This is a genomic window from Arthrobacter oryzae (assembly GCF_031454875.1).
GTDB classification, from domain to species: Bacteria; Actinomycetota; Actinomycetes; order Actinomycetales; family Micrococcaceae; genus Arthrobacter; species Arthrobacter oryzae_D.
The window spans coordinates 36,811-50,936 of sequence record NZ_JAVDRQ010000005.1 but is presented as its reverse complement, the minus strand read 5'-3'; the positions used below and the strand labels follow the sequence as shown (position 1 = coordinate 50,936).

The 14,126-nt window shown below is 66.8% G+C and carries 8 protein-coding genes; 2 read left to right on the top strand and 6 right to left on the bottom strand.

Translation table 11 applies throughout. The features are described 5' to 3' along the window. Positions 1-34 precede the first annotated feature (34 nt). The 3 genes from J2805_RS10260 to nudC are packed head-to-tail and all read right to left on the bottom strand — an operon-like array spanning position 35 to position 4,037. Positions 35-709: a M48 metallopeptidase family protein gene (locus J2805_RS10260; protein WP_309975785.1), complete on the bottom strand. Its 675-nt coding sequence runs from the start codon at positions 707-709 to the stop codon at positions 35-37. Beyond that, the gene (locus tag J2805_RS10255; protein ID WP_309975783.1) at positions 709-2,889 is read right to left on the bottom strand and encodes an ATP-dependent DNA helicase UvrD2; all 2,181 of its coding nucleotides are present in this window, start codon (positions 2,887-2,889) and stop codon (positions 709-711) included. Before J2805_RS10255 ends, J2805_RS10260 begins: the two co-directional genes overlap by 1 nt. A 56-nt stretch (positions 2,890-2,945) precedes the next feature. Beyond that, complete coding sequence (gene nudC / locus J2805_RS10250; protein ID WP_396134290.1) at positions 2,946-4,037, bottom strand: NAD(+) diphosphatase; 1,092 nt, start codon at positions 4,035-4,037, stop codon at positions 2,946-2,948. Positions 4,038-4,213: 176 nt separating this feature from the next. On the opposite strand from nudC, the gene J2805_RS10245 reads away from it, so the two are divergent. Next, positions 4,214-5,509, top strand: a complete 1,296-nt coding sequence (locus J2805_RS10245; RefSeq protein WP_309975781.1) for a macrolide 2'-phosphotransferase — start codon at positions 4,214-4,216, stop codon at positions 5,507-5,509. Here the strand turns inward: J2805_RS10245 and J2805_RS10240 are convergent. The 3 genes from J2805_RS10240 to J2805_RS10230 all read right to left on the bottom strand — a co-directional run bounded on the left by J2805_RS10240 (position 5,481) and on the right by J2805_RS10230 (position 12,981). Further along, a complete protein-coding gene (locus J2805_RS10240; protein WP_309975779.1) occupies positions 5,481-9,116 on the bottom strand; it encodes an ATP-dependent helicase in 3,636 nt (1,211 codons plus the stop codon). The genes J2805_RS10245 and J2805_RS10240 overlap by 29 nt on opposite strands. Next, a complete protein-coding gene (locus J2805_RS10235) occupies positions 9,113-12,457 on the bottom strand; it encodes an ATP-dependent helicase (protein ID WP_309976301.1) in 3,345 nt (1,114 codons plus the stop codon). The genes J2805_RS10240 and J2805_RS10235 overlap by 4 nt, the downstream gene beginning before the upstream one ends. 107 nt (positions 12,458-12,564) lie before the next feature. Next, a complete protein-coding gene (locus J2805_RS10230) occupies positions 12,565-12,981 on the bottom strand; it encodes an MGMT family protein (RefSeq protein WP_309975777.1) in 417 nt (138 codons plus the stop codon). Positions 12,982-13,161: 180 nt separating this feature from the next. Here J2805_RS10230 and J2805_RS10225 point away from each other — a divergent pair, with 180 nt between their 5' ends. Next, positions 13,162-13,911, top strand: a complete 750-nt coding sequence (locus tag J2805_RS10225; RefSeq protein ID WP_309976299.1) for a 3'-5' exonuclease — start codon at positions 13,162-13,164, stop codon at positions 13,909-13,911. Positions 13,912-14,126 lie beyond the last annotated feature (215 nt).

The following is a 14,126-nucleotide window of genomic DNA, read 5'->3' as shown; positions in this document are numbered from 1 at the left end:
CATTGAGCAAGCCAGGCACCGGCTAAACCACGGTTTAGCCGGTGCCTGGCTTTTCTGTCCCGGACGTTGTGGCCGGGCCGCACGCCACGTCGGCGTCATCGCTCAGTGAGTCCGAGTCCGGCGATTCGGAGCCCGGTGCCATCCCCCGGGAGGTAGCAAACGCTACGCCTTCGAGGAAAGCCTTAGCGCGCTGCGTCTCGGGGTAAGCCTCCAGGAGACGCCAAAACGCGGCGTTGTGCCCGGCGACCAGCAAGTGCGCCAGCTCGTGCAGGAGCACATAGTCGATGACCCACTGCGGCATGGTTCGCAGCTTGTCCGAAAGCCTGATGGTCCCGTCTGCCGGAGTCGCCGAACCCCAGCGGGAATTCTGGTTGCTGACCCAACGAACGGACGACGGCACGGCCCTTCCGGCAAGGTACTTCCCCGACAGCTCGGCCGCATGCGACGTGAGGGCGGCATCCGTGGCCGGACGGCGCCGTCCGGCCCCGCTCGAACGCCGGACCCCCTGCAGCCGGAGTTTCTCCAGCATCCGGTGCACCCATTCACTTTCCTGCGCCTTGGTGAAATTCGCTGGAATGGCGACCACCGCCGTGCCGTTTTCCCAGAACGCCGCCACCGTCCGGCGGCGGCGCGCGGAACGCCGCACCACGACGGGGGCTCCGTCGGCGGTGGTCAGCGGAACCACGTGGGGTTTTGCTCCCCCGGCCATCAGGCGCTGCCGCTTTCCGTGAGTACTTCAAGGACCGCTTCACCATACTTTTCCAGCTTGGACGGGCCAATGCCGGCCAGCTGCGCCAGTTCTTCAAGCGAGGTGGGCCGAGCCTCGGCAATCGCCGTCAGCGTCGCGTCGGTAAACACCACGAACGCCGGCACTTCGGCGGCCAGGGCTACGTCCTTCCGCCACTGGCGCAACGCATCGAAGGTCTGTTCCTCGTAGGTCGGCGGGCACTGGCTGCAGCGGCCCACCTTACGTTCGGCGCCGGTGGACAGCATGCTTCCGCAGACCCGGCACATCGCAGGGGCCGCTGCCTTCCGCCGCGGGGCGGGACCCTTGCCGCGCGTCGTCGAGCTGGCCACGGAGTCCGGCCGAAGCCCGTCAAGGAAACGCGAGGGCTTACGGTTGGCCCTCCCTCCGGGGGTCCGGGCCAACGACCAGGAAAGTGAGAGGTGCTCGCGCGCCCTGGTGATGCCCACGTAGAGCAGGCGGCGTTCCTCGTCCACGTCCTCCGGGGAGTCCGCGAACGAGATCGGCATGAGCCCCTCACAGAGTCCCACGAGGAAGACGGCGTCCCATTCAAGTCCTTTGGCAGCATGCAGCGACGCCAACGTAACACCTTGCACCGTGGGCGCGTGCTGGGCAAGGGAACGCTCCTGCAGCTCGTTGACGAAGTCCGCGAGGCTGAACTGCGGGCCACGGCTCAGCACCAGCTCATCGGCGAGTGCAACCAGCGCGGCGAGCGATTCCCAACGTTCGCGCAGCGCTCCGCCGCTATGCGGGGCGGATTCCGTGTAGCCGAGGGATGCCACGATGTCCCGAACCAGCTGCCCCAGGGGCTCCGGGGCTGCGGTTTCGGAAACAGCCCGGGTGGCAGCACGGAGCTGGAGGATTGCGTCACGGACTTCCTTGCGGGCGAAGAACCGCTCTCCGCCGCGAAGCTGGTAGCCGATCCCGGCCGACGCCAAGGCCTGTTCATACGCCTCGGACTGCCCGTTGGTGCGGAACAGCACCGCGATCTCGCTGGCCGGCGTGCCGGCGTCGAGCAGTTCGCGGATCTTGACCGCCACGGTGGCGGCCTCGGCTTCGTCGTCGGCGCATTCGGTGAACTGCGGCTGCGGACCGGGCGGCCGTTGTGCGACCAGTTTGAGCGGCGCCGCCCAGGCGGCGTCCGCGACGGGACCCCCGCTGCGCCGGCCGGCGAGCAGGTCATTTGCGAGCTTGACCACCTGCGGCGTGGAGCGGTAGTCCCGGATCAGCTTGACGACGTTGGCGCCGGGGTACATGGCTTTGAAGCCCAGCAGGTGCTTGGGCGATGCGCCGGTGAACGAGTAGATGGTCTGGCTGGCGTCACCCACGACGCACAGTTCATCGCGCCCTCCCAGCCAGAGTTCCAGGAGCCGCTGCTGCAGCGGCGAAACGTCCTGGTATTCATCCACCACAAAGTGCCGATATTGCTCGCGGACGGTAGCCGCCACTTTCGGGTCCTCCTGCAGGATCCCCACGGTGATCAGCAGGACGTCCTCGAAATCAATGACGTTGCGGTCGGTTTTCACGTCCTCATAGGACTGGAACACCCGGGCCACAGCCGTGAGGTCGAATCCGCCGGGGTTGCCGCGGCCCTGCGCGTTCTCGAGATAGTTCGCGGGTGTCAGCATGGACACCTTGGCCCACTCGATTTCCGAGGCAAGGTCCCTGATGGACGCCCGGTCCGTGCTGAGCCTCAGGCGCCGGGCGGCTTCGGCGATCATCTGCGCCTTGTGGTCGAGGAGATTGGGCAGTGCGCCGCCGACGGCCTGCGGCCAGAAGAACTGGAGTTGCCGCAGGGCGGCGGCGTGGAAGGTCCGGGCCTGGACATTGCCCACGCCGAGGTCGCGCAGCCGGCTCCGCATCTCCGCGGCGGCGCGCGAGGTGAAAGTCACCGCCAGCAGCCGCTGCGGGCTGTACACGCCCGAGTGAACGCCGTAGGCAATCCGGTGGGTGATTGCGCGCGTCTTGCCCGTGCCTGCACCGGCCAGCACGCACAGGGGTCCGCTCAGGGTGCTCGCGACTTCCCGCTGCTCGTCGTCCAGGCCGCCAAGAATGCGGTCTTCCAGGGACCGGTTGTCCAGCGGAGCGGGATCGGCGGGCACGCTGTCGCCGGGGACGGTGCGTTCAAAATTCTCAGTTGTCACTTGCTGCTCAGTCGATCGATGGTTTCTGGTGGTGGGGTCCGCTGTGCGCGGCGAGGTCATTCGTCGGCGGGACGGTCCTGGATGACGCCGCCGTACCAGTGCTCAATTAATGACCGGGCAATGGACAGCCGGCTGGAGATGACGATCTCCCCGCTCAGCACGGCGTCCTGGAGTTCTGTGCGGCTGAACCATCGCGCCCGGGTGACCTCCACGCCGTCGGGCATTGCCTCGGTATCCTGGGTCCTCGCCGTGAATCCCAGCATGAGGGAGGCCGGAAACGGCCATGACTGCGAACCCAGGTACTGCGTTGCAGTAATGCGGACGCCCACCTCCTCCTGGATCTCGCGGACGACGGCCTGCTCGAGTGACTCGCCCGGCTCCACGAAGCCGGCCAGCGTGGAGTAGTTCTTCGCATCGATTGCACCGCCGCCGCCCAGCAGCAGCCGGTCATCCGGTCCGACGACGGTCACGATGATGGCGGGGTCCGTCCGGGGGTAGTGTTCGGAATTGTCCGCCGGACACCGGCGGACCCACCCGCCGGCTTCGACGAGCGTCGCCGCACCGCACCTCGGACAGTGCACGTGCGTGGCATGCCAGTTGGCGATCGCGCTGGCCTCGACAAAAAGGGCGGTATCGGTGGCATTCAGGCGGGCCGCCACGTCGCGGAACCCTGTCCACACGGCATCCGCAGGGATTCCGGCGATACCGCGTTCAAACTGCTCCGCCCGGACCTCAAAAGGTTCCGCAAGGACGAACAGGACGATGTCCGTACCTTCATTGATGTGCGAGCTGCCCAGCGCGGAACCAAGGTAGATGATCATTGCAGGCGGCGATCCGGCCTCGGCGAGGCTCTCCGCAAGCGCGGACGCTTCCGTCAGCAGAAGGCTGTCACCGCGGACCAGGGCCTGCCGGTGGGAGAGGACCATAGCCAGTGCCCGTCCGGACCTGACAACGGAATCGACCATGCCCGGCTTCATCCTGGCGCCGGATCCACGGTCTATCAGTGCTGGACGGACCGGAAGGACAGTGTCCATCAGGTGGTTCGCCGGGAGCCGCTCCAACGGGGCGGTACTGTCCGGTGCCGCACTCTCAGCTGCCTTATTTTGCTCTGCCTTATTTTGGGCTGCCGGGGACTCCGCAAGACTCATGTACCCACCGTACTGACTCCGACTGACAATTGACATTTGCTCCGGCGGCCTCCGATGCCCCGCACAGGTATTCTTTGGGGTCGTTGGCAGCGGAAATTCCAAGGTAAATCGTCCTGATCTGGAGACTCGCCGTGGTACATCGCCGTCTTGGGCGCCAGTCAATCTACCGTGGATGCGTGAGAAGAAAACCGATCGAACTGGCAGCTGTAGCAACTGCGGCAGTCCCCGGACTGACGCCCACCGCCGTGAGCTCCGCTCCCGACGATCCGGCGGACTTCGATTCGGCCCTTCTCCTTGATTCCGAGGGCAAGCAGTGGCGGGTCCGTTCGCCCCGCCACGCCGAGGCAAGCGCCCGCCTGGAAACGGAATTTATGGTTCTCCGCGCCTTTGCACCGGGAGTCAGGGCCGAACTTCCGTTCCTCATGCCCACGGTGGCGGGCACGGTCCGTCAGGGTGCACTCAGCACGTTCGTTTACTCGCACTTGGCCGGCACCACGCGCAGCGTCGAAGAGCTGACGGCCGGTTCAGAAGGACTGGCGAAAGAGGTGGGCGCGGCGCTGGCTGCCATCCACGACCTCCCCCAGTCCCTCGTCAGCAACGCTGACCTCCCCAGCTACACCCCCAATGAGTTCCGGCAGCGGAGGCTTAACGAGCTCGATCAGGCCGCAACCACGGGGAAGATCCCTCCCGTGCTGTTGCGCCGCTGGGAACATGCCCTGGAGGACGTCTCGCTGTGGCGCTTCAATCCCTGTGTGGTCCATGGCGACCTGCACGAGGACAACCTCCTGGTGGACGGTGACCGGGTGACAGCGGTGACGGGGTGGACCGATCTGCGCATCGGGGATCCGGCCGACGACATGGCCTGGCTCGTTGCTTCCAACGAACAGAGCTTCGTCGACTCAGTACTGCACCACTACAAGTCGAGCCGCAGGGACGCACCCGACGCCCATCTGCTGCGCCGCGCAGCGCTCTCCGCGGAGTTTGCGCTGGCTCAGTACCTGGTGAAGGGCCTGGCTGCAGGAGACCACGCAATGATCGCCGAAGCTGAAGACATGCTGGCCTCCTTGGCGGAAGACATCACCGAGCACGGCGGCCAGCCCATCAGCGTGGAACCTTTGCCGCAAGCCGTCCCGGCAGTGCACGTGGAACCGGTGCCGCGGGATGAACCGGCCGCAGCACCCGGCGTACCCTCAGCCGGGCTGGCCGCAGAACAGATCTCGGGCTGGTCGGGCGCCCCGTCGGCGGCTGCCATGCCCTCGGTGCACGTGGCACCTATCCCGGATGCCGTTCCGGACTCATTGAGCCGCGATACAGAAACGTCCGGCGACGACGTTTCATCCCCTGGAGCAGCCAAGGACAATAGAGCGGGCCGGGCGGCCGACGGAGGACAACCGGCCACTCCCCCGGCCGCGCTTTCAGCGGACGACACGTCCACCGCCGCCCTCAGGATTGTGGACGCAAAGTCCCACTAGCTGAACCGGAGACTTTGGCCATGGCGGTGGTCCCCGCGAGGGCCGCTGTAACGATGTCTTCAAGCTGCTCGGCCGTGCCAAGGTCGTGCGGGCGGACCACCTGGTTTTCTCCCACGTAGTAAAACGCCGCCCGGACACTGTCGAGCGGAACTCCCTTGAGCCTGGCCCAGGCAAGGCGGTAGACCGCCAGCTGCACGCCCTTTACCTTCAGCTGTCCCGCTGCGGGGCGGCGGCCCGTCTTCCAGTCCACCAGGTCCCAGCCGCCGTCGGCGTCCCGGAACACCGCATCGATCCGGCCGCGCACCACCACGTCACCAATGCGCGTCTCCACCGGCACCTCGACATGGGCAGGAGCGCGGTGCGCCCACTCCGAGTTCCGGAAGGTTTCCACCATTGAATCCAGCCCGTAGGCCTCATCAATGTGGTTGTCCGAACCGGGCGCCTCGTCCAGGTCCAGCATGCCTGCCGTGCCGAAGTACTCCTCCACCCAGGCGTGGAATGCCGTGCCTTTGCGTGCCGACATCCCCGGCTCCCTGGGAACCGGCCGGCGCAGCCGCGCCAGCACCGACCCGGGATCGTCCCCCAGATCCACAAAGGTTGACGCGGAGATGTGACCGGGCAGGTGGACATCCTGAACAGTGGCCCGGCGGAAGCGGCGTTCCAGCAACAGTGCTGCTTCGTGCGCCCAATTGCCCGCGACGCTGCGGAGCTGCCGGGTTTCCGTCCCGGCGTCCGAAGCGTCAGCATGCCCGTTTGCTTCCACGGCGCCCGCGTCGATGGTTCCGCGGACCCGGGCAGCCGCCAGTTCCATGGCGGCCCGCCGGCCCGGCACCAGCCTGAGCCTTGCGCCGGTGCGGGGATCGGCGGGCCCTTCGAGCGGATCATACGGCCACAGGGCCAGTTCGAGGTCCTGGGTCAAGGGGCTTTCGGCCGGTAGCGACGCCTCCTCCACCGACGCAGGGTGCACGACGGCGGCGAGCTCCTGCGGTTCTTCCGCCACCGCTGCTGCGGGCAGGGATTCCCCGGCGCCTGTTGTGCCTGCTCCGGGGTGGCCGACTCCGGCGAGGGGCGCCAGCTCTGACAGGAACGGCGACATGTCCGCCATTCCCGCCCGGGATCCGACCCAGGCCGCACTGGAAACCCACAGCACGAATTTCGCCCGGGTGTAGGCAACGTAGGCGAGCCGGCGCTCCTCAGCCTCGCCGTGCGCCTGCACGTCCGCTTTGAAGTCCTTCTCCGCATCCAGCCAGCCTTTTTGATCCGGCTGGTCCAGGTCCCATTGCGGCAGGTCTGCGCGATCCCCGCGCAGCGGCCAGGGCAAGGCGGCGCTCCCGCTGCTCCAGCGCGAATCCCTGCTGCTGGGAAAGGCTCCGGCATTCACGCCCGGCACGAACACAACGTCCCACTCGAGGCCCTTGGAGGCGTGCACAGTCAGCAGTTGGACTGCTTCATGGTTGACGTCCGGGGCAGCAACGTCCAGCCCGCCTTCCTCTGTAGCCGCTGCTTCCAGCCAGGCCAGGAAAGCCAGGACGTCAACGCGGTGCGAGGTGTGCAGGAACCCGGCGGCGGCATCATGGAATGCGTCCAGGTTCCTCCGGGCCTGGTGGATGCTGATGCCGGGACGGGCGGCCACCTCGATGTCCAGGAGCATGGCCCGCTCCACTTCGCCCAGCAGGGTGGTGAGGTCGTCACCCATAAAGCCCCGGAGTTGCCGGAGTTCGGCGGAGAGGGCGTGCAGGCGGTCCAGCGCCTCCGGGCTCAGCGTCCGGCCGTGGGCCGAAGTCCAGCCTTCCCGAGGCAGCCAGTCCAGTGCTTCCACGAGACTTGGCGAATCGGTGATGTCGCTCTGGATATCGGCGGAATCGGTGTCATCGACGTCATCCGCACCGGATGCCGGACGCCCGCGGCGCCGCGCGAGGAATGAGGACCAGTCCCGGAAGGCCATAAGGTCCGCGGGACCAATTCGCCAGCGCGCTCCGGCCAATAGCCGCATGAGGGAGTCCGAACGTCCCGGATCCGCGAGAACCCGCAGCGTAGCGACGAGATCCACGATCTCCGGGGTGTCCAGGAGTCCGCCAAGGCCGACGATCTCGTACGGGATCCCTCGTACCTCGAACTCACGCCGGACGCATTCCATCTGGGCACGCCGACGGCAGAGGACTGCCATGGCCGGAGGAACCCGGTCCTCACCGACGGCTTCTTCGAAGTCTGTGACGCGATAGCGCAAAACGTCCGCCGCGATGGCTTTGGCCTCGTCCTCGTCCGTTGCGAACCGCCCTATGACAACCTTCCCCTGAGCGGCAGCGGGGCTGGGCTGCAGCGGCGGGACCTCGACGGACCCACCGGACTCCCGTTCCCCCGCCGGACCGGTTCGGGCCGCCGCAGCGCTCAGTGGTGCCGAGATGACGTTGGCCGCGGACAGGATGTTGCGCCCGTTGCGCCAGGCAGTCGTCAGGTACGAGGTCGGCGCCACAGCGAATGAACCGCCTGACGGCCCTCCACTCTGGGGGGTTCCCGCGGGACCGGCAGCCGATCCGGCTGCACTGTTCCCGTGTGCGCCAACCAGGACCGGGAATTCCCGGACGAAATGGAAGAGCTGGCCGGCTGAGGCACCCCGGAAGCCGTAAATCGACTGGTTGGGGTCACCCACGGCCGTCACTGCGTGGCCGCCGCCAAAGAGTCTGGAGAACAGAACGAGCTGGGCATGGGAGGTGTCCTGGAATTCGTCGAGAAGCACCACTTTGAACCGCTGGCGTTCCACTTCTGCGGCCAAGGGAATCTCGCTGGCAACCCGCGCCGCCAGTGCCACGAGGTCGCCGAAGTCCAACGCGCCACGAACCCGTTTGGCTTCCGAGTACCTGCCCACCATTTCGGCAACGCTGGCCCGGGTGCGCAGCATCGCGCCAAGTTCTCCTGCGGCCTGGGTCGGGTTCTTTTTGGCTCCGGCGACGTACGGCAAAGTTTCAAATTCGGCCACCCGGTCCATCAGCCAGCCCTGCACCTCGCGGGGATCCCGCAGGTGTTCGGCGCATTCGCCCGCGAGCTGGATGACTGCTTTGACGAGGGTGGATTTGGCAGCGCGGAAATGTTCGTACTCTCCGTCAAAGGCCTCCACAACCTCGCTGGCAAGCTGCCAGGCCTGCGCCCCGCCCAAGAGCACAACATCACGCTCCACACCCAGCCTGAGCCCGTAGTCGGACACAATGCCGCTGGCGTAGGAGTGGTAAGTGGAAACCTTGGGTTCCAAAGCATCCTCGCTGAGCAGGCCCGCAGGAAATATGCGGTGTTCCTTGTCCTCCCCTGCAATGCGTTGCAGGGCTGCCAGCTTGGCCCGGATCCGGCTGGCCAGCTCACCGGCAGCCTTTCGCGTGAACGTGACACCCAGGACCTCTTCAGGCCGGACCCACCCGTTGGCGACGAGCCACACCACACGGTCAGCCATGGTGGCAGTCTTGCCGGATCCCGCCCCGGCAATCACCAGCCGGGGCGTCAGCGGTGAGGAAATAATGGCGGACTGTTCGGCGGTGGGGCTGTTGCGTTCGCCCAGCATGGCAGTCAGCTCTTCCGGGGAAAAACGGGGGGCCGGGACGTCGTGGGGCGTCGTCATTCGGTTACCTGCTTTCCACGCGGACAAAGGGGACAGACCTCGGGCAGCCGGCAGCCGTGGCCGCCATGGCCCGACTTGGCCGGATCGTGGCGTGCTTCGAAATGGCTTCCGGACATAAGCTGCGCGGCTTCATCAACCATATCGAGCGCCCAGTTGTCCGCACCGTCCAGCGGTTCCTGGACCTGGATGCCGGGGCTTTTGTTGCTGGTTCCAAGCTGGGCAAGCACTGCCCCTCCCGGCTGAGCGCCGCCGGCCGGTGTACCCGGTTCGCTGAATCCTCCGGCAAGCACGGCGGCCTGGTAGGCACCCAGCTGGGGGTGGCGGGACAGTTCGGCCTTGGACGGCTGCCGCTTGCCCGTCTTGAGGTCAACGATCACCAGCCGTCCCTCGGCATCGATCTCCAGCCGGTCTACCTGACCGCGGAGTACCGCGAGCCTTACCGCAGGTTCAGCGCCAGTTTCCTCGGAGGCTTCGGCGCCGGAAGGTGGGTCCTCGACGATATCCGGCAGTTTCACTTCGAAGTCCCGTTCCACGCCAACCAGGCTTCGGCCCTCGCTTCGCATGACCAGGATGTACTGGGCCAGCTTCCGGACCATGGCTTCGGCGCGGTGGAAATCCAGTTTTCCTTCCCAGTTGTCCTTCATGCCGAGGGTCGGCCATCGCCGGACCAGCTCTGCCACGTATTCGGCACCCGAGGCATCCGGCAGGTCCTGCGCAATGGCGTGGACCAAGGTTCCCAGGCTCCGAGCGAAGTCGGTGGCTGCTTCCCCGCCGGCAGCCTGGATGAACCAGTCAAGGGGCGACTTATGGACGGTTTCGACCTTGGACGGGGAGACGAACACGGTTCCTCCGGGCGGCACAATCCGCTCCCCGGAAGACAGCGGCGCAAGCCCCCACCAGGAGTCCGGATGGGCTCCGGGCACGGAGGGTTCAACAGCGGCCAGGCCGGCCAGCACCCTGGCCGCCTCGACCGATTCGGCGGCGTACCTCCCGTCCAGCTGTGCATACTGCCGAAGTTCGGCCACGAGGGCGCGAAGAGTCAGCGGCCGTTCCACCGGGGTGAAGGGGCGGCGGTCCTGGCCCGGCCGGAGCGGTGCGACGTAGTCGAGGAACGAGGAGGGCTGTTCGTCCTCTGATGAAACCGCCGTGCAGATCAGCACTTCACGGGCACGGGACACGGCCGTTGAGAAGCTACGGAGTTCGTCATAGCGGATCTCGCGCAACCTGCTGATGGGTCCAAGCTGCAGGGCGTGGTCAACGCCGTGCTCCACGGCGTCGGCGAAAAGCGTACTGCCGAGGAGCTCCCCCCGGAGCCTGGTATTGGGCCAGACTCCTTCCTGCAGGCCGGCAACAATTACAACGGGCCATTCGCGTCCGGCAGCACTCGCGGGGGTCATGAGTTCCACGGCGTCTTCCAGTTGCGCCCGGGCGGCCAGGGTGTCCATCGGCAGCTCCTGGCTGAGCAGGTACTCAAGGAACTGGTCCGGTCCTGAACCCGGCAACTGGTCCACGTAGCGCTCTGCGGTGTGGAACAGCGCCATCATGGCATCCAGGTCCCGGTCTGCCCTGGCGCCGGCCGCTCCGCCGGCCAACGCCGCTTCAGTCCATCGCGTGGCAAGGCCCGTGGAGTTCCAGAGTGCCCACAGCACGGTTTCGGCGTTTCCTCCCGGTTCCCGGGCCGCCACCCGTCCGGCCTGGATCATCCGGGCAACGCGGCGGGCGGAGTGCCCCTCAATCCCCATCGTGGCCAGGGCGCCAGGCTCGAGCAGCGACTCGACAAGCAGTGCATCGCTGGTGCGGCCCCCGCCGCCGAGAATCTCCTCGCGGCGCAGCGATTGGCGCAGCCGGCGCAATTCGATGGACGTCGCTCCACCGATCCGGGAAGTCAGGAGTGAGACTGCCGATTCCGGCGTCAGCACCGTGGGATCAAGTGCAACGGCGTAGGCGTCCAGCAAGGGGCGGACCGCCACTTCGTCGCGGACGGCGGATTCGGCCACCGGAACGCGCACGGGGATGCCGTGGCCGGCAAGGTGCCGCTGCAGCTGATTCAGCTGCCCGCCGTTCCGCACAATGACGGCGATGTCGCCAAGCTCCCGTGCGTGGTTCAGATGCGCGTCCAGTATGCGCTGCGCCACGTATCGCAGTTCATGGACCGGCGACGGAAGGATGTGGCCCTCGACAATGCCGTCGTCGGGAGCAGCACCCCGCGCGGGATGCCCGGCGGCGGGCGCCCCGCACTCCAGCCGGCGGGCTGACTGGCCGCCTGCCCGCTGAGAGATACGCCCGGCCACGGAGAGCCACGCCTGGGCAACGGCGGGACGGTGGCGGTGGGTCACCCAGAGCGGCCGCTCCAGGACAAGGTCCTGGCCGGCCCGGTCTCCCGGGCTGGCCTCGGCGGGGCCGGCAGGGGCGAGCAGATGCGGCAGCTCTGCCGTGAGGTCGGGCCTGGCTCCGCGAAACCCCTGGACCACGGTGTCAGGCGACGATGTCACATAGACGTCCTTGCCCGCGGCAATGTCTGCCAGCAGCTCAAACACGGCCGGGTTGGCCTCCTGGATATCGTCAACAAGGATCAGCTGCAGGCGGTCCCGCTCTGCGGCCAGGAATTCCGGGGCGTCCTGGAAAATCTGGCGGGCGGCCGTGATGATTCCGGCGGGGTCGAAAGCCTCCGGCATCCGCAGGTCCAGTACGTCTCGGTACTCGGCGTACAACGCGGCTGCAGCGACCCAGTCCGGCCGGCTGCACTGCTGCGCCAATGCCACAAGGTCCTCGGGTGTCCGGCCGGATTCAATGATCCGGTCGAAGAGCTGGCGGATCTCATGGCGGAAACCGCGGGTTTCCAGCGCGGCCCCCAAATCGTCCGGCCATGGAAGCTCCAGACCCGGTAGGGCGTGGCCTTCGAGCAGTTCCTTGATGATGAGGTCCTGCTCCGGCCCCGAGAGAAGCCGCGGCGGCCGCGGCAGCGGCAGGATGCCTTCTGCTTTGGCCCGCCGGATCAGATCGAAGGCGTATGAAGCCCAGGTGCGGGCCGGGGTGGTGCTGAGGCTCCTGTTGAGCCGGGCGGTGAAGCGGTCACGGAGGGAATCAGCGGCGAGCCGGCTTGGCGCCAGGACAAGCATCCGTTCCGGATCCACGCCGTCGCGCTCGGCCCTGCGGACGGCTGCTTCAATGAGAACGGTGGACTTCCCTGTTCCCGGGGCGCCAGGGACCAGGACGGGGCCGGAACCATGCGGCACATCCACGGCGGCCTGCTGGTCCGGAGACAATACCGGAACTGCGCTATGGACTTGGCGGGGAGGCAGGAGCCTGAGGCCTGCTGAAGTGCCTGCCGGCCGCCCCACCGTCAGCTGGTTTGGCTGCTTGACGGGTTGCTTGCCCGGCTGCCCGGCTGCTGGCTGGCCTGCCCTGATTTCCGAAGACGGGACTCCCGAAGAGTCGAAGGTAACTGTCACACAGTCATTTCATCATCCGGGGCCGACAATTTATGGAGCCGCCGCTCCAGCCTCTCGGCAATAGCGTCGATGAGGTCAAAGTCACCGTCTTCGGGGGCCCACCGGGCTGCCATGAGGTCAACGCGCCAACGGCCAACGCCGGTACGGAGAAAGTCCTGGTGCCGGCCAACGAGCGGCGTCCCTTCCTGGATGTAAAACTGCAGGGCCGCTGCTTCGAGCCCCTGTGGTGCCTCGCCGGTGGCCCTCAGCACGCGCCACCACGGAACGCCGCTGCCATGGTGGCTCATGACCGAGCCGACCTGCCGTGCACCACCGGAACCGAGGAGCTCGGCGACATCTCCGTAGGCCACCACGGCTCCCGGAGGGACGAGCTCAACCAGGGCGAGCACCGCCTCGACATACTCCGTGCGCATGAGTCCAGCTTAACGGCTTGGGTCTCCCAGGGGACGCGCGACCCGGCGGACGCGGCGACCCACCGGGCGGCGACCAACCGGACCGGCGCCGCCATGGCACGCGGCACGCCAGCGGCATGGCGCAAAACTGTCGGCACCTGCAGGTAGTTTTGAAACATGAGCACCTCGATCACCAGCATCATGACGAACAGCAGCACCACAGACACCGGCACCAACACCACCACCACTTGGGACACCCGACCCCGGGCGGCCTTCGACTTGGAAACCACCGGCCGCAACTCCCGTGCCGCCAGGATCGTCACCGCGTCCGTCACTGTGGTGGACGCCGCGGGCAACGTCGTCATGGAGCATGAATGGCTTGCCGATCCCGGCGTCGAGATCCCGGCGGAAGCCAGTGAAGTCCATGGTGTGACCACCGAAAAGGCAAGGGAGGAAGGCCGTCCGGCCGCGGAGGTCACCCGCGAACTGGCGGCTGTGCTCCAGGGTCTGTTCGACGACGGGGTTCCCGTGATCGCTTTCAACGCCAGCTATGACTTCACGGTGCTGGCTGCCGAGTCCGCCCGTTACGGTATTCCGCAGCTGAACCGCTTTCCGGTCCTGGATCCGTACATCATGAACAAGCAGGTGGACCGGTACCGCAAGGGCAAGAGGACGCTGACCGCACTTTGCGAGGAGTACAACGTCAACCTTGACAACGCCCACACCTCCGCAGCGGACGCCCTCGCCACGCTCCGGATGCTGGATGCCATGGCAGGAAAGTTCCCCAAGCTCCGCATGCCTGCGAGCCAACTTCACCAGTTGCAGGTCGGCTGGGCAGCAGCGCAGGCCGCTGACTTCCAGACCTACCTGCGCAAGACAAAGCCCGCTGCCGTGATCGAAGGCGAGTGGCCGGTCCTCCCGCCTGAAGACGCCAGCAGGGGCGACTTCTAGCCCTCCGGCCGCAAGCAGGGCAAAGGCCGGCAGGGCAAAGGCCGGCACGCCGCGACGCCACGCAATCTGCGATGAGGATCACACGGCCGGCGGGGTCGGGAGGACCCGGGAGTCGCTCATGCGATTTTCCATGTCGCCCCGAGGCTGCACCAGCAACGATCAAGACGGATCCTGCTGCAATATAGTGCAGCTATTCAGGCCTGAAGCCGAACATT